General features: G+C 51.1%; 16 protein-coding genes. 7 read left to right on the forward strand and 9 right to left on the reverse strand.

Features of this window, described 5'->3' with window-relative positions; genetic code table 11:
* Window positions 1-23: 23 nt before the first annotated feature.
* The 9 genes from CLV60_RS30670 to CLV60_RS30710 all read right to left on the reverse strand — a co-directional run bounded on the left by CLV60_RS30670 (window position 24) and on the right by CLV60_RS30710 (window position 9,199).
* On the reverse strand, window positions 24-770 hold the full coding sequence (locus CLV60_RS30670) for a glycosyltransferase family 2 protein (RefSeq protein ID WP_106599227.1): 747 nt from the start codon (window positions 768-770) through the stop codon (window positions 24-26).
* Window positions 770-1,714, reverse strand: coding sequence for a D-2-hydroxyacid dehydrogenase (locus CLV60_RS30675; RefSeq protein WP_106599228.1), 945 nt, complete (start codon window positions 1,712-1,714; stop codon window positions 770-772). Before CLV60_RS30675 ends, CLV60_RS30670 begins: the two co-directional genes overlap by 1 nt.
* Window positions 1,711-2,529, reverse strand: a complete 819-nt coding sequence (locus CLV60_RS30680; RefSeq protein WP_170118909.1) for an aldolase/citrate lyase family protein — start codon at window positions 2,527-2,529, stop codon at window positions 1,711-1,713. The genes CLV60_RS30675 and CLV60_RS30680 overlap by 4 nt, the downstream gene beginning before the upstream one ends.
* A complete protein-coding gene (locus CLV60_RS30685) occupies window positions 2,526-3,320 on the reverse strand; it encodes a class I SAM-dependent methyltransferase (RefSeq protein WP_106599230.1) in 795 nt (264 codons plus the stop codon). Before CLV60_RS30685 ends, CLV60_RS30680 begins: the two co-directional genes overlap by 4 nt.
* Window positions 3,317-4,048, reverse strand: a complete 732-nt coding sequence (locus CLV60_RS30690; protein ID WP_106599231.1) for a class I SAM-dependent methyltransferase — start codon at window positions 4,046-4,048, stop codon at window positions 3,317-3,319. Before CLV60_RS30690 ends, CLV60_RS30685 begins: the two co-directional genes overlap by 4 nt.
* Before the next feature lie 111 nt (window positions 4,049-4,159).
* Window positions 4,160-5,857 (reverse strand): DUF6044 family protein, encoded by a 1,698-nt coding sequence (locus CLV60_RS30695; RefSeq protein WP_106599232.1) that lies wholly within the window; start codon window positions 5,855-5,857, stop codon window positions 4,160-4,162.
* Between the two features lie 13 nt (window positions 5,858-5,870).
* Window positions 5,871-7,658 (reverse strand): translation elongation factor 4, encoded by a 1,788-nt coding sequence (gene lepA, locus CLV60_RS30700; protein ID WP_106599233.1) that lies wholly within the window; start codon window positions 7,656-7,658, stop codon window positions 5,871-5,873.
* Between the two features lie 126 nt (window positions 7,659-7,784).
* The gene (locus tag CLV60_RS30705) at window positions 7,785-8,837 is read right to left on the reverse strand and encodes an HTTM domain-containing protein (RefSeq protein ID WP_106599234.1); all 1,053 of its coding nucleotides are present in this window, start codon (window positions 8,835-8,837) and stop codon (window positions 7,785-7,787) included.
* 5 nt (window positions 8,838-8,842) lie between these two features.
* Window positions 8,843-9,199, reverse strand: a complete 357-nt coding sequence (locus CLV60_RS30710; RefSeq protein WP_106599235.1) for a hypothetical protein — start codon at window positions 9,197-9,199, stop codon at window positions 8,843-8,845.
* 165 nt (window positions 9,200-9,364) lie between these two features.
* Here CLV60_RS30710 and CLV60_RS30715 point away from each other — a divergent pair, with 165 nt between their 5' ends.
* The 7 genes from CLV60_RS30715 to CLV60_RS30745 are packed head-to-tail and all read left to right on the forward strand — an operon-like array spanning window position 9,365 to window position 16,162.
* Entirely contained in the window at window positions 9,365-9,976 is a 612-nt protein-coding gene (locus tag CLV60_RS30715; protein ID WP_106599236.1) for a TetR/AcrR family transcriptional regulator, read from the forward strand.
* Between the two features lie 56 nt (window positions 9,977-10,032).
* A complete protein-coding gene (locus CLV60_RS30720) occupies window positions 10,033-11,319 on the forward strand; it encodes a TolC family protein (protein ID WP_106599237.1) in 1,287 nt (428 codons plus the stop codon).
* Window positions 11,320-11,337: 18 nt separating this feature from the next.
* Window positions 11,338-12,273 (forward strand): HlyD family secretion protein, encoded by a 936-nt coding sequence (locus tag CLV60_RS30725; protein ID WP_106599238.1) that lies wholly within the window; start codon window positions 11,338-11,340, stop codon window positions 12,271-12,273.
* Window positions 12,273-13,184 carry an ABC transporter ATP-binding protein gene (locus tag CLV60_RS30730; protein ID WP_106599239.1) on the forward strand — a complete coding sequence of 304 codons (912 nt, stop codon included), beginning with the start codon at window positions 12,273-12,275 and terminating at the stop codon, window positions 13,182-13,184. The genes CLV60_RS30725 and CLV60_RS30730 overlap by 1 nt, the downstream gene beginning before the upstream one ends.
* A gap of 7 nt (window positions 13,185-13,191) precedes the next feature.
* The gene (locus tag CLV60_RS30735; protein WP_106599240.1) at window positions 13,192-13,938 is read left to right on the forward strand and encodes an ABC transporter ATP-binding protein; all 747 of its coding nucleotides are present in this window, start codon (window positions 13,192-13,194) and stop codon (window positions 13,936-13,938) included.
* A gap of 2 nt (window positions 13,939-13,940) precedes the next feature.
* Window positions 13,941-15,047, forward strand: coding sequence for an ABC transporter permease (locus CLV60_RS30740; protein WP_106599241.1), 1,107 nt, complete (start codon window positions 13,941-13,943; stop codon window positions 15,045-15,047).
* Window positions 15,044-16,162, forward strand: coding sequence for an ABC transporter permease (locus CLV60_RS30745; protein WP_106599242.1), 1,119 nt, complete (start codon window positions 15,044-15,046; stop codon window positions 16,160-16,162). The genes CLV60_RS30740 and CLV60_RS30745 overlap by 4 nt, the downstream gene beginning before the upstream one ends.
* Window positions 16,163-16,206: the final 44 nt, after the last annotated feature.

Raw genomic sequence — 16,206 nt, forward strand, 5'->3', positions numbered from 1 at the left:
AACGGCATGTCAGCAACCCGCTTTCACTGGTTTCGGGCGATATATAAATGATCGGCCAAAAGATGTGAATTTAGCCATTCAAGGCGTTCTGCACCCGGTTTGGGAGTTGGAAGCCGAAGCGTACGGAAAAAACTGCGGGCTACGCGCATGCGCTTCCGGAATGTGTAGGAAGTCTCACCGAATGCATTCCCTGGGCGCTCCACCGTTATCGTGGTGCATCGCAAACTTGCCCGGGCGACCAGCCCGATGAGGTACGGCGAGTAGGGCAGGTATGAAGTGAAATCCCCGACGGCATCTTTCCGCAGCACCATAAAAAGTCCCGCGTTCATCGGTATTTTCCTGCCTGAAAACCAATGCACCATTCCTTTGAAAAAAAAGGAGGTCAGCAGCCGTCCGGGAGACTCATATTTCCCATGGCGTTTGGCAAACACAACATCTAACCCCGGCTTTAATGCGTCGATCAACGCCGGAAGGTTCTCGGGTTCGTCCTGCAAATCGGCATCCATGGTGGCGATGATCTTTCCCTGTGCAAATGCCATTCCGGCAATCAATGCGCTGCTCTGGCCAGCATTTCTTTTCAGATTAATGATATGAAAGGAAATCGTCGCCGGCAACTGTTGTAGAATGCCCAGTGAGTGGTCCGGCGAAGCGTCATTGACATACACAATCTCACAGGGAACCGGGAGCAAGGCAGCCATCCGGCTGATCCGGTCGTGCAGGGTAGCCAACGTCGAAGCACTTTTGTATACGGGAATAACAATGCTGATCATCAATAACCCTTTTCGTAGTTGACGACATTCAGCAACGTTTCCCCGCGCATGTAGCGTGCGAGGTTTTCTTCAAAAAGCGGCTGCCATTTGAATTCCGGCCCTTCGAGACTGCGGCCTACATGCGGGGTGATCAGTATCCGGGGCTCCGTCCACATCGGGTGCGAGGCAGGTAAGGGCTCCTCTTCGAATACATCCAGCGCGGCGCCGGCCAATTTCCCTGCTTGCACGCTTTCGAGTAATGCCTGGTCGTCGAGCGTTCCGCCTCTGCCGATGTTGATCACGAATGCCCGTTCAGGCAGCTGGTTCAGGATAGCCGGGTTTACAAAATGATGCGTACCAGGCGTTTTTGGAAGACAAACGATCAGCGCATCTGTATAGGCCAACTGCATCTGCCAGTTTTGTTGCCCAAATATCGAAATACCCTGCTCTTCCGAATTTCCGGGTTGGTTTCTTACCGCGGCAACATGCCCGCCGATGGCGGTAATCAGTCGTGCGATCTCCTGCGCGAGGCTGCCCCAGCCGAGAATGAGGCAGCGACTGCCATGCAGCGTGCGTAACCTATGCCGCTGCCAGGAGTGTGCTACCTGCTCGTCGCGAAGCAAATGGATATTTCGGAACAGCGCCAGTAATAGCGTGAGCGTATGTTCGGCCAGTTCGGCATCGTACACGCCGCGTGCGCAGGTGAGGGTAACACCTCTTTCCAGAAGCAGTTGCTTTTCGGTTAAAATAATGTCAACTCCCACCGAGTTGGATTGCATCCAGCGGAGCTTACGGGCGAAGGGGAGACTTTGGATAAAGTAACGGTTGCCGAGCACAATTTCAGCATTTTCGATGAGCGCCCGCGCTTCTGCGAGTGAATGTGCAATGGCTATTTCCTGATCCGGCGCGGCTTGTTGCAGGCGCTGTAAATGTGCCTGTACCGGGTCATACATCAGAAGGATCATGCGTGATGCGGATTGGTGGTCCAGCTTTCGACCTGCTCGCGGAATGCCTGGAAATCCGCAGACACTTGTTCGCCGGATCGGCTTCGTGCTTCATCGTACGCATTTCTGATGTGGTGGATCATATGTTCCATGCTGTGATGGGCGTAGTCCTTGATGAATGTACGGCGCAGGAAACTGAAATCGATGCCCAAACGCGCGTATTCATTGATCAGGTATTTGCTGGCGATCGGTTGGCCGTTTGGCGGGTAAGTTACGCCTCCCGCACCAAGGGGTATTTCGAATTGCCGGCGAATGTCGGTTACCGTGCCATTCATGAGCGGAACGAAAATGTTCCGGCTGTTTTGCTGAATATGCAGGTCGTTGAGTCCTATATAGGCCCTGCGGAGAGGCAGTTTGCTAAGTTCGGTGACGCAGTCGAGCGCCGAGGTTGTTTCGATCAGAATATTAAATCCGGCCCGCCCACCGATCATTTGTAGTGTGTCGCGTGCTTCTGCGACGGTCCTTACCATCGGCAGGAAGATTTCGTCAGCTCCCGCACGCAACGCGAGCTCGACTTCCTCATAGGTATACTCGGGCGAGAAGCCGTTGATCCTGCAAATCAGTTTGCCTCCCGGAGTTACTTCCCGCACGCGGCACAGATCTTCATAAGTGTCATAATTGATCTGTGTGTCGAAATTCTCCTGCCGCAGCTTCTTTCCCTGATTCTCCCAATCGACGATGATGCCATCCACGCCCGCTGCGATGGCCGTTCGGACGGTCGCCGGGTCGGTCGAGAATAAAAAGAGCTGGAAATGGTTGGGTAAATTTTGGTTCACAAGGATCTTGTTTTCTGTGCAACGATCAGGCAACTGGTACCAAATGGGATTCTTGTTTTGCTTCGGATGGCATTTGCCTCCCAGCCGAGCAAACGCCTTAGCAGACGTGCGGTGGCAGGGCGGCCGGCCATATGTTCGTTTCGTTTCTTTTCAGGGGTGTTATCTTTTTTTATCCCGAACTTCTCGGGCAATACCCGCGCAAGCCACATCGGCGCCCACACCAGCGAAAAGAAATAGGTGGCATAAGTCACCTTGAACCCCGCCTCCGCAAGCAATGTGGAGAGTTGTCCGAGGGTATACCGCCGGAAATGCCCGAGTTGGACGTCGTTTTCGGACCATAAGCTCTGGAATGCGGGTACTGTGAGCATGATCTGTCCGTCGGGAGTGAGCAGTCGGTTGATATTTTCGAGGAAGGATTTATCATCACTGATATGCTCCATTACATCGAAGAATCCCGCCGCAGGAGCAGTTCCATTAGCTTTGGTCACATATTCCTCCAGTGTATTCTGGATAGTGGACCGGATTCCCCGCTTCCGCGCATTCTCGACCCCGGTAGCATAAGGCTCCACCAGCGTTACGTTGTAGCCCGCATTCTGCATGGCCAGTGCGGTAATGCCGTTCCCGCCTCCGATATCAAGGAAATCTTTGGGAAAACCATTTGCCTTCATAGCCTCTACAAGGCAGCCATTCCGGTGCTGATACCAAAACGACATGTCTTCCATTTCGAAACACACCGAGTTGCCGTCGTCCGGGTAGGACACAAGCCACTTTTCTCTTTTTTCTTCAATCATCTTTTTTCTGCTGTGATGATCTGGAAAGGCAGAAAAGTGTTCAATCCCGGAATTTTTTCCAGGACGGGTTCGCTTTTCTGGCCCAATGCGGTATTGGAGAGGAAGGGTGGGTAAAAGCCAAATCTTTTAATATTCAAATTCTTCCAGCCGGCGTAATCCATCGCCTCGAAGAGCTTCTTTTTAGTCATGTCTGCCACGCCCTTATCGCCTTCCCACGACATCCCCGGGGTCAATGCGATTTGCAGGTAGTACAGCGGGTTGTAGGCGTTCGGTTCGAGAAATACCAGTTTTCCGCCCGGTTTGCATATGCGGTACATGGCCTGGAAACAAGCATGCAGGCTATGGAAATGGTGAAGGGCCATGAAACCCATAACCACATCAAACTGGTCGTTCAGCTCCTCGGGCGCGTCTAGAATGTCGGCGGCGTGGAGTTTGACGGGAAACTTGTTGTCGTTGTAAACCAATAGCTGCTGCAAAAGGAACGGCGATAAGTCGAGCCCCTCCACCCGGTAGCCCTGAGCCAGGAAGTTGAGCGTGTATTTCCCCATTCCACAAGCCACGTCGATAATCCGGTCGGATTTTTTGATCCCCGCAAAGTCGATCACTTCTTTCACATGCCTGCGCACGTAGGGCGAAGAAACCGGGATCATTGTTTTTTTGATCTTGTGCCCGAAATAATCGAGCTGCTGGTTGTTGTGAAATTTGATGTTGGAGACTACGATGCTCATAAAGAATGGGGATCTTTTGGTGTGGTGAATATACGCAAAAATGTCCCCAATGGGCAACCGGTGAGCTATGACTTTTTAACCGGTGATAAATAATTTTCGGTTACATATACGTCACTGAGTGTTAATGACTTCATAAAGACTCACATGCCAAATCGCCGAACGGAATATCGCCAGTTTGCGCAAACCCGACTTTTCGGGATCGCTGATGTTTTCCGCGGACAAAATGTAGTTGCATCCCAGCTTTCGCAGCGCCTCATGCGAGAGCGTGACCGGGCGCTCGGAAGGGGCCATGCCGCGCGTCATATGGGTTTCAAAATAGGGCAGCCCCTGATCGTAAACCACGATGCTCTGACTGCCCCAGAAATCGAAGAAACCCCGATTGTTACCGTTCTTTTCGAGCTCGTCGGCGATGATGTCCCGGAACTGGTGTTTGTAGGGAAGGGGATAATTGCTCGAATATCCGTCGATCGTCCACATCCCATTGTATTGGGCTACTGCCGGCGGGATGCCGATGCTGGCCACGCGGTAGGTCTGCACCGGTCTGCCGATCGCCGTTTTGATATTTTCAAACATCCTTTCGGCATAATAGTCTTCGTAAGTGAAGATATAATGATAGGGGACGATGGAAATGAATTTTTTGACAAAACGCTCGTAATAGGTCGGCTGATAGGCGAAACAAACCGCAAGCTGCATGGCCGCTACCACGATCAGAATGCGGCCCTGGTACCTGGGAACAACCAATAGCAATGCCTGCGCGGCGGCAATGTGCCAGAGCAATTGCAGGAATATATGAAACCTTTCGAGGCTGAACATCCGCAGCAGGTCAGAGCTGTTGCGAAGCTCCACCAGCGGTTCCCAGTTCAGAATGGCAATGTAAAAGCAGATCAGCGTAATAATGCCCAGCGTGATCGTGAGGTTCAGCGGCAGTTCTCTCTTCCGAACGACATGCACCACATAAACCAGGCACACAAACGGTAGGAGCACGAATGTGTGCAGCGACAATGCCACATCCACATTGCCCAGCAGGAAGTACCGGGCAAATATTTTCATGCAAATGCCCAATGACACCGGAAACCGCCGCATCTCCATCCGGTGGGAAACAAATCCTTCGCCTCCGAGCAGATTCTGGATCAGGTCGATCTTCGTGACCAGATATACTGCCAAAAGGATAGCAAATGCCAGAAATAGCCGTTTAACCGGATGTTTCTGAACAATATCATAGCCAATCAATACCCCGAATGCGAACAGGATGAATACCCCGGCAGACTGGAAATTGGAGGTAAATGGAAATGCGGCCAGGATCAGCCAGTTCCAGATGGCTGGTCTTTCTTTGCGGATATTCAGGATGACAAACAGCAGCAGCGGTTGGCCTGCAATGCTCAGCCCCCATGTTGGCAGGAAAGGCGTAAATGCAAAGGATAAAGCCAGAAATGCCGAGGCTGGCTCATTAACCTTCAAATGTCGTCTGCACAGCAGCCACATGCCGATCAGCGCGACACCGCTGATGAAGACATTGTAGAATTGAAATGCGGTAAAAGTCGGCAGCAGAAGATTCAGCCAGTAATACACATTATAGGTACTGACCAGCGTGAATTTTGGCACACCATTCATAAAAGGCTCGATGATCGCATATGGGGGCGCCCATGCGTAGGCGCTCTGCGTGGCGAGGCGGTACCAAACCACAAACGAGTCGAGCGAGTCGAAAGCATTGAAGAATGCTCCGGGGCCCAGGAAAATCGTGGGCGCATGATAAAGCAAAAATACCAGCAACAACCCTCTGAGGTAGTATTGCTGGTATTTTGCTTTCATAATTGAGGAAATACTAGTTGATCTTCAAAACAGCCATAAATGCTTCCTGCGGAATTTCTACACTGCCCACCTGGCGCATCCGCTTCTTACCTTTCTTCTGTTTTTCGAGGAGCTTGCGCTTACGGGAAATATCACCACCGTAACATTTAGCCAAAACGTCCTTCCGCATGGCTTTCACGGTTTCGCGGGCGATGATCTTCTGTCCGATGGCTGCCTGAATCGCGATTTCGAACATTTGGCGCGGGATCAGTTCACGCAGCTTTTCGCAAAGCTTCTTGCCCCATTCGTAAGATTTCGAACGGTGTACAATGGCCGACAATGCATCCACCGCCTCGCCGTTCAACATCACGTCGAGTTTCACCATGTCCGACTCCTGGTAACCTGCCAGCTCATAGTCGAGTGAGGCGTAGCCGCGGGAGATTGTTTTCAATTTATCGAAGAAATCAAAAACCACCTCGGCCAGCGGGATGAGGAATTGCAGCTCCACACGCTCGGCCGTGAGGTAAATCTGGTTTTTAAGGATACCCCGCTTGTCCATACACAGGTTCAGGATCGGGCCGATGTAGTCCGATTTTGTGATGATCTGCGCGTTGATGTAAGGCTCCTCGATGTATTTAATATGGTTAGGCTCAGGCATTTCTGACGGAGCGCTGATATTGAGTAGCTTATCCTTCGTGGTCAGAACCCGGAACTGTACCGATGGCACCGTCGTGATCACGGTCATGTCGAACTCGCGTTCCAGGCGTTCCTGAACGATCTCCATGTGCAGCATTCCCAGGAAGCCGCAACGGAAACCGAAGCCAAGCGCCGCCGATGTTTCCGGTTCCCAAACCAGGGCTGCGTCGTTCAGCTGCAACTTTTCCATGGCCTCGCGAAGCTCTTCGAACTCGCTGGTGTCAACCGGGTAAATACCGGCGAAAACCATCGGTTTCACCTCGGAGAATCCTACGATCGCTTCACTGGCAGGACGGTCTATGTGCGTGAAAGTGTCACCCACCTTCACCTCTTTGGCCACTTTGATACCTGAAATTAGGTAACCTACGTCGCCGCATTCCACAACTTGCTTGGGTATTTGCTGCAAACCGAGCGTCCCGATTTCGTCGGCAATATATTCCTTGCCGGTCGCCATGAACTTCACTTTATCACCCTTCTTAATGCTGCCGTTTTTCACACGGAAGATTACCTCGATACCACGGTAAGAGTTGAAAACCGAGTCGAAGATCAATGCTTGCAGCGGGCCTTCCGGATCGCCGACAGGCGCTGGGATGCGTTCTACAATGGCATTCAGAATGTCCTCGATGCCGATACCTTCCTTACCGCTGGCAGGGATAATGTCGGAACGTTCGCAACCCAGCAGATCCACCATTTCATCCTTGATCTCCTCGGGCATTGCACCGGGAAGGTCGATCTTGTTCAAAACGGGGATAATCACCAGGTCATGGTTGATCGCCAGGTAGAGGTTGGAGATCGTCTGAGCTTCGGTACCTTGTGAGGCATCTACGAGCAGCAACGCGCCTTCGCAAGCAGCGATCGAGCGGGAAACTTCGTAGGAAAAGTCCACGTGGCCCGGGGTGTCGATCAGGTTAAGTATATATTCTTCTCCTTTATAAACATAGTTCATCTGGATCGCGTGGCTCTTGATGGTGATGCCGCGTTCGCGTTCCAGATCCATATTGTCGAGCAATTGCGCCTGCATTTCGCGCTGCGATACAGTTTTGGTAAATTCCAGCAGACGGTCCGCCAGGGTACTTTTCCCGTGGTCAATATGGGCAATAATGCAAAAATTACGGATTTTCTTCATGAAAGTTGTTCCTATTCCAATGCTTTGAATATATAGTTCAGGTCAAAGCAATCACAAAATTACGAGGGTAATTAATATTTCAAGATGTTTTCAAACAGAAGTTCAAACTAAAAATGACAAGCGTGCTCACAGGCCCGCAGGCAAGGGCGCCTGTATTGCACGCTTCCGCTGCGGCCAGGCGTAGAGCCAGTATGCCGCGACGACGAGCAATGTCAGCGGGATTAGTTTGCCGTAACGTACCATAGCGGCGGTGAGGACGGTCATGGACAGCAACATAGCAGGGTGTGCCATGTAGTGCACCCCGGTCCTCAGCCAGCGAATCGGCGATTCCCTTGTGTTGCCTGTGCAAGGGCTCATTTGCTCATTAGAGCCCAGCCGTATCAGCCATTTCACAAGCACGCTACTGTGCAAACGGCTATCGCAAACCAGGCGTCGCGGCCATGTGAGCAGCGAACCATAAGCAGTAACAAGCGCGAAAAGAAACGGCCCGAATGTCATTTGCATTAACAATACCATCGGCAAATGCAAAAGCAGCGCCAGGAACATTGCGTAAATGACCGACGCGCGGCGGAGCAAGAGGATAGCAATACTGATTTGTAACACAATAACCCCTATGCCCATCATTTGAGACAAAAGGCCTTTTGGAAACACGCTGGCCGCTTTCATGTAGGAGGTTATCTGATGTTTGGTCACCAAAAGTGTTTCCATGCTCGCACCGTCCCACCAGTCCGGATCGAAAACTTTGTTCAAGTCGGCGCCGAGATAGAGTACCGCCAGCTGAAAACGGATCAGGTCCGTTCCTGTGACCCGATTGCTGAGCGCTGTGCACAGGAACACGCAACCTGTAAAAAGGTGCGCTACTGAAATGCATATCTGGCAGGAGAGCAGCCCGGTTACGAATGCCACGCCGACGAACAGTGAGCCAAGACGTACAAAGCGCGAAAACAGGAGCATGCCGATGCCGCTCAGAAACAGTAACCTGACGCCCAGGTTGAACTGTGCGTCGGTACCGATTTGGCCCAGCAGTTCGATGAGCGGATAAAACCTGCCCCCGCCCTGGTTGCCATTGAAAGGAAACTCGCCCGTCAAAAGCAGATAGATTGCTAACATCCGCACTGCGAGCACCAGCTCGGGAACGACGGCCTTTCCGTTGACATAGAAAGGATTAAGATGGCGCATAGGGTTCAACGGCTGGCTTTCCACAGGTAGGTTTGTTCAGGCGCTCCATTGCGGCGATAGGAGATTACGACGCTGTCGGGATGGGTGGGGGCGTGTGCTTCCACCGAGGCAACAAGTCGTCGGAGGTTACCGGGTGCGTGCGCTTCCCACTGGGTTTGTGCCAGGCCATAACGGGCCTCAAGGGTGTGCTGGTCCCAGGTAACGCCATTCTGAAATGCGTCGATCCGGTAAAAGACCTGCGTGGTATGCGGTGCCCAGGAGATCGTCCGGGTGTCCTGCGTGAGTTCATACAGTGTGTTGATCACCTGGGCCGACAGGAAGAGTATTCCGGGAAGCCATTTTTTGAGGGATGATGAAGTCATAAGTGCGCGGTAGAGTTACAGATCATAGAGCAACTTAAGGGTTTCAGGATTTTTTTGTAAAAGTTAATAAAAGAGTATTAACCAAAATATTTAATCATTTGATTAAATATTTTGGTTAAACCGAAAATCGCTTTTACCTTTGGTGCATCAAATGGAAATTGACTGATGGCGAAAGCAAAAAAGGCAGAGTTGGACCTGAGCACGGAAGAAAAGATCAAGGAGGCGGCGAGCATTGTATTCACCAAAAAGGGGTACGGTAATGCGCGAACGAGGGATATTGCGGAAGAGGCAGGTATTAATCTGGCGCTGCTGAACTACTATTTCCGCAGTAAGGAAAAGCTTTTCCAGATTGTGATGGCTGAGCGGATCGATAAGCTTTTCGGCGTACTGACCCCGGTTCTCAATGATGAGTCGACGACATTGGAGGAGAAACTGGAAAAGATTACGGAGAGCTATATTAATATGCTCCTCGAAAATCCCGATCTGCCGATTTTTGTACTGAGTGAAATTCGTAACAACCCGGATCAGCTTTCAAACCGTTTTCAGGCCCGCAAGCATCTCACAGAATCGGTTTTTGTCAAACAGCTTATGGCCCGCAGAAGTGACCTCAATCCGTTTCATTTTTTGATGAACTTGCTGGGAATGAATTTGTTTCCCTTTGTTGCGAAGCCGGTTTTGCAACCGATCGTAGGTAATGAAGAGATGTACCGGCAGTTGATGGAGCAACGTAAAAAGCTCGTTCCGGCATGGATGAAGCTGATATTGGATCAGGGTTAACCGCCCTTTTTTTAGCCAAAAATTAATCAAATGATTAAATAAATCGAATAAATAAAATGATTAATGGATTAAAAATAGCATTACTAACCGGTGTCATGGCGCTGACGGCCGCACAATTGACGGCCCAGCAAAGGCCACTGACAATCCGGGAGGCCTACCAGCTCGCCCGGAAGAACTATCCGATGATCAGGCAGCAGGGCTTGATCGAAAAAACGCGCGAGTACTCGGTGAGCAATGCCGCAAAGGGCTATTTGCCGCAGCTTACCGTACAGGGCCAGGCCACGTACCAATCGGTTGTGACCGAGTTTAAACTGCCCGTCTCGATCCCCGGTATCGAATTCCCGAACATTAGCAAGGATCAATACAAGGTTTACGGTGAAGTGAACCAGACGATTTACGACGGGGGTAACGTCCGCACGCAGGTACGCTCGCATGAGGCGAACGCGCAGGTGGAATCGCAGAAACTGGAAGTGGAATTGTACAAGCTCAACGAGCGGGTAAACCAGTTGTTTTTCGGAGTGCTAATGCTCGACGAGCAGTTGAAACAGAATGAACTGTTGAAAAAGGATATTAACCTGGGGATTCGGAAAGTTCAGGCGCTCATCGACAACGGTACCGCGTTCAAAAGTAATGCGAATACCCTGAAAGCGGAGTTGCTGAAAGCCGACCAGCGTGCCATCGACCTGAATGCGAGCCGTAAAGCATACCTGGAAATGCTGGGCATGCTCACGGCGCAGTCGCTGGGCGACTCTGCGGTGCTGGAAAAACCAGTCAATCTGGCGGCGGGAAGCGATATTAACCGGCCGGAGCTCAAACTGTATGAAGCCCAAAACCGAAGCCTGGATGTGCAATCACAATTGCTGGACGTCCGTAACCGCCCGAAACTCAATTTCTTCTTCCAGGGAGGTTACGGCAGACCTGCATTGAACATTCTGAACAATGGCTTCGATCCGTATTACATCACCGGTTTGCGGCTGAACTGGTCGCTGTCGGGGTTGTACACCATGAAGCACGACCGGGAGCTGATCCGGAACAACCGGGATGCGATTCAGCTTCAAAAGGAGACATTTCTCTTCAATACGCAACTGGCTGCCAAACAGCAGAATGCCGAACTCGACCGTTTTGGCAAGCTGCTCACAACTGACGACGAGATCATTAACCTCCGAGAAAGCATCAAAACCACTGCCGCCGCCCAACTCGAAAACGGCGTGATCAATACCAACGACTTCCTGCGTGAGGTGAATGCCGAAGATCAGGCGAGGCTGAACAAGATCCTGCACGGCATTCAGCGGCTGATGTCGCAGTACAGCCTCGATAACACGCTGGGAACCCCTATTGAATAAGCATTTAAATACAATCACATGAAAACATATTCTTATCTGATCATATTGGCTGCGGGGATGGCGGCCTGCAATGGAAAAGAGAACCCTTATGACGCTTCCGGGACATTCGAGGCCGTGGAAACGATCGTTTCCGCTGAGGCGACAGGCCGCATTATGGCACTAGACCTGGAAGAGGGCCAGCAGCTGAAGGCCGGGCAAGTGGTGGGTTATATCGACAGCCTGCAATTGTCGCTGCGCAAAAAGCAGCTCGAAGCGCAGATCAGGGCTACCGGAAGCCGCCTGCCTGATATTGTGGCGCAGACCAACGTTTACAAACAGCAGATCGCCGTTTCGCAGGTACGGCTCGATAACCTGCTCCACGAACAGAAACGCATTCAAAACCTGCTGAAAGCCGATGCGGCGACGCCGAAGCAGCTCGACGACATTAATGCACAGGTGGAAGAATTGCAAAAGCAACTGGATGTAATCCGTAAACAGGATGCCGCGCAGACTTCTGTTTTGAAAACGCAGACTTCCGGCTTGCGGGCGGACGTGCAGCCATTAGTTGTCCAAATCGAGCAGATTAACGACCAGCTTGCCAAAACGAAGATTGTCAACGAAGTGAATGGTACAGTGCTGACGAAATATGCGGAGGCCAATGAGGTTGCGGCGGCGGGAAAGCCTCTGTACAAAATCGCTGACCTTTCCACAATTATCCTGCGCGCCTACGTGACGGGCGACCAACTGACGGGTATCAAGCTGAATCAGCAGGTGACAGTGCTGGTAGACAGCGCTGGCGGCCAGTATCGCCAGTTGCCGGGAACGATCGAATGGATTAGTAACAAGGCGGAATTTACCCCAAAGACCATTCAGACGAAGGATGAGCGTGCAAACCTGGTTTACGCAGTGAAGATCCGGGTGAAGAATGACGGATATCTGAAAATAGGCATGTACGGTGAAGTAGCGTTGAAATAATGGAAGCTGTTGTTGTCAAAAATCTCACGAAAACCTACGGAAAGGAAAAGGCTGTTGCGGTGGACGACGTGTCTTTTTCCGTAGACCAGGGTGAGCTTTTCGGGCTGATAGGTCCCGATGGTGCCGGTAAAACGAGCATTTTCCGAATACTGACCACGCTGTTGTTGCCGGACGGCGGCGCGGCGAGTGTCGACGGGCATGATATTGTGAAGGATTTCAGGCAAATACGCAGTTCGGTAGGGTATATGCCCGGTAAGTTTTCGCTTTACCAGGATCTCACGATTGAAGAAAACCTGCAATTCTTCGCCACCGTTTTCGGTACCACGATCGAGGAAAACTACCATTTGATCAAAGATATCTACGTGCAGATCGAGCCATTCAAAACCCGGCGGGCAGGAAAGCTGTCCGGTGGAATGAAGCAGAAGCTCGCATTGTGCTGCGCACTGATTCACAAGCCCACGACCTTGTTTCTGGATGAACCTACCACGGGTGTCGATCCGGTTTCACGGAAGGAGTTTTGGGAAATGCTCAGAAGGCTGAAAGCGCAAAACATTACCATCCTCGTTTCGACGCCGTATATGGATGAGGCTTCGCTTTGCGACCGCATTGCATTAATCCAGGGCGGCAAAATATTGTCCATCGATACGCCACAGAACATCGTAAGTGCCTATCCCGACCGACTGCTGGCGATTAAAGCCAATGAAATGTATCAGTTGCTCAAAGCCCTTGAAGGATATCCGGAGATTCTGAATAGCTACGCTTTCGGCGAGTACGCACATGCAACGCTGCGCGACGCGCATGCCAGCACGGACGCATTGCAGGCGTACCTGCGTGAGCGCGGGCTTACAGGCGTGGAAGTGAAGGAGGCCGAGGTAACGATCGAAGATTCATTTATCAAATTATTACATTAAAACCGCCATGATGCAGGACGATAAAGTGATAGTCTGCGACAAGCTTACGAAGCGGTTCGGGGACTTTATAGCCACCAACGAAATTACATTCGATGTTCATAGAGGGGAGATTTTTGGCTTCCTGGGTGCAAATGGGGCGGGTAAAACCACTGCCATGCGTATGCTGTGCGGCCTTTCGGCTCCCAGCTCGGGCAAGGCGACCATCGCGGGCTATGATGTATACACCCAAACCGAGCAGATCAAGAAGAATATCGGGTATATGAGTCAGAAGTTTTCACTTTACGAAAACCTGACGGTGCTGGAAAATATCGAGTTTTTCGGGGGGATTTACGGTCTTTCCGACGAACGGATCAAATCCAAAACCGAAGAATTGCTTCAAAGGCTTGGATTGAAAGGCGAAGCCAATAAGCTGGTGGGATCGCTCCCGCTGGGATGGAAACAGAAACTGTCTTTCTCGGTTGCTGTGCTGCATGAGCCCAAAATTGTGTTTCTCGACGAACCTACCGGCGGTGTGGACCCCGTGACGCGACGACAGTTCTGGGACATGATTTACGAAGCTGCCGACAGCGGCATTACCGTTTTCGTGACCACGCATTACATGGACGAGGCCGAGTATTGCAATCGTATATCCATTATGGTGGACGGCAAAATGGAAGTCCTGGACACGCCGACAAACCTGAAACACAGCTTTCACGCGCGGTCGATGGACGAGGTGTTTTACCAGCTCGCGCGCGGCGCAAAAAGAGGGGATTAGCCATGAAACAGTTTCTCGCATTTGTCAGAAAGGAATTTTACCATGTGCTCCGCGACCGCCGCACACTGCTGATCCTGTTTGGAATGCCCATCGCGCAGATATTGATCTTCGGCTTTGCATTGACCAACGAGGTGAAGGATTCTGAAATCCTGGTGGTGGATTATGCCAAAGATAATGCCTCACAGGAGCTGCTCACCAAGATTGGTTCGAGCCGGTATTTCAATATCCGGCAGGCTGCGCTAAGCCATAAGGAAATATTGAAGACGTTCCAGAAGGGGAAAATCAAAGCTGTGGTGGTGTTTCCTGCTAACTTTAATGAGGATTTGCTCCACCACAACAAGGCCCAGGTTCAGATCATTACTGATGCCAGCGACGTGAATACAGCAAATATGGTCACGAACTACCTGTCGTCGATCATCATGGATTACCAGAATCAGGTCAATCAGAACCTGGAAATCCCTTACCGCATTACGCCCGAGGTACGGATGCTCTACAATCCGCAGCTCAAAGGAGCCCACGGTTTCGTGCCGGGCGTGATGGCGTTGGTGTTGCTGCTCGTTTCGGTGATGATGACTGCCATTTCCATTGTTCGCGAAAAGGAAACCGGTACTATGGAGATCCTGCTCGTATCGCCATTTAAGCCGGTACTGGTGATATTTGCCAAAGCGTTTCCATACCTGGCTCTATCGCTTGTGAATGTGACTGCGATACTGTTACTGAGTGTTTTTGTGCTGGATTTGCCGGTGAAAGGAAGCGTAGCGCTGCTCTTCGCGGAAAGCACGTTGTTTATCATTACCTGTCTGGCACTGGGTATTTTTATATCCATTAAAACCTCCTCTCAGCAGATCGCTATGCTTATCTCGCTGATGGGTATGCTGCTCCCGACGATGATGTTCAGCGGTTTCCTGTTCCCGATCGAGAATATGCCGTTGCCGTTGCAGGTTATTTCCAACATAGTGCCTTCGAAATGGTTTTACATTATCGTCAAGTCGATCATGATCAAAGGATTAGGACTGGGCGCGCTATGGAAGGAGACGCTGATTTTGTTCGGTATGACCGTGTTTCTGCTGCTGGTGAGTTTGAAGAGCTTTAAAATCCGTTTGCAATGAGGACATTACGATTTTTATTACGCAAAGAATTCAGGCAGATTTTCAGGGATAAATCGATCGTGGCGATGATTTTCTTCATGCCGATGGTACAGCTGATATTGATGCCGCTTGCTGCCGACTATGAGGTTAGAAATATCAATTTATCCGTGGTCGACCACGACAAATCTCCTTATTCTCAAAAGCTGATTGCTAAAATCGTTGCATCCGGCTACTTCCGGCTTACAGGCTACAATGCGTCGTTCAAAGAGGCATTCGGGCTGATCGAATCCGATAAGGCCGATCTGATCCTTGAAATTCCGCATGATTTCGAAAGAAATCTCATCCGGGAGGATCATGAGAAGCTTTTTGTGGCGGTGAATGCGATCAACGGTACGAAGGCGAGCCTGGGCGGTTCCTATTTGGGAAGCATTATCGGGGATTTCAATGCGGATATCCGGATGCAGCTCGTTACGCCGCCGCGGTTCAGCCAGTTCCCGGTAATCGAGGTGGTGGCTTCGAACTGGTTCAACCCGGTTTTGAATTACAAGGTATTTATCGTCCCGGGCATTCTGGCGATCCTGGTCACGATGGTCGGCGGGTTTTTGTCCGCATTGAATATCGTTCGGGAGAAGGAAATCGGTACGATTGAGCAGATCAACGTGACGCCGATCAAGAAGCACATTTTTATATTAGGTAAACTGATCCCGTTCTGGGTGCTGGCCAATATTGTTTTCACGATCGGCCTGTTGGTGGCGCGGTTTGTGTACGGAATCGTGCCGGTAGGAAGCTTGCTGACGCTGTATGCATTCATTTCAGTGTATTTGCTCGCCGTTTTGGGCTTCGGTTTGATGGTATCGACGTTTTGCGACACCCAGCAGCAGGCCATGTTCATCATGTTCTTTTTCATGATGTTGTTCATACTGCTGGGAGGCTTGTTCACGTCGATCGACAGCATGCCCGAATGGGCCAAGCTGATCACGCGCGTCAATCCCGTGCGCTACATGATCGAGGTAATGCGGATGGTTATTCTCAAAGGCAGTAGTTTCATCGATGTGCTGCCGCACGTCGGGGTAGTGGCATGCATGGCGGCAGTGCTGAATGGATGGGCGGTTTTGAATTATAAGAAGACAAATTGAGTTATTGACCGCCGACCGCCGACCGCCGACCGCCGACCGCCGAC

Source organism: Dyadobacter jiangsuensis, from assembly GCF_003014695.1.
Lineage (GTDB): Bacteria > Bacteroidota > Bacteroidia > Cytophagales > Spirosomataceae > Dyadobacter > Dyadobacter jiangsuensis.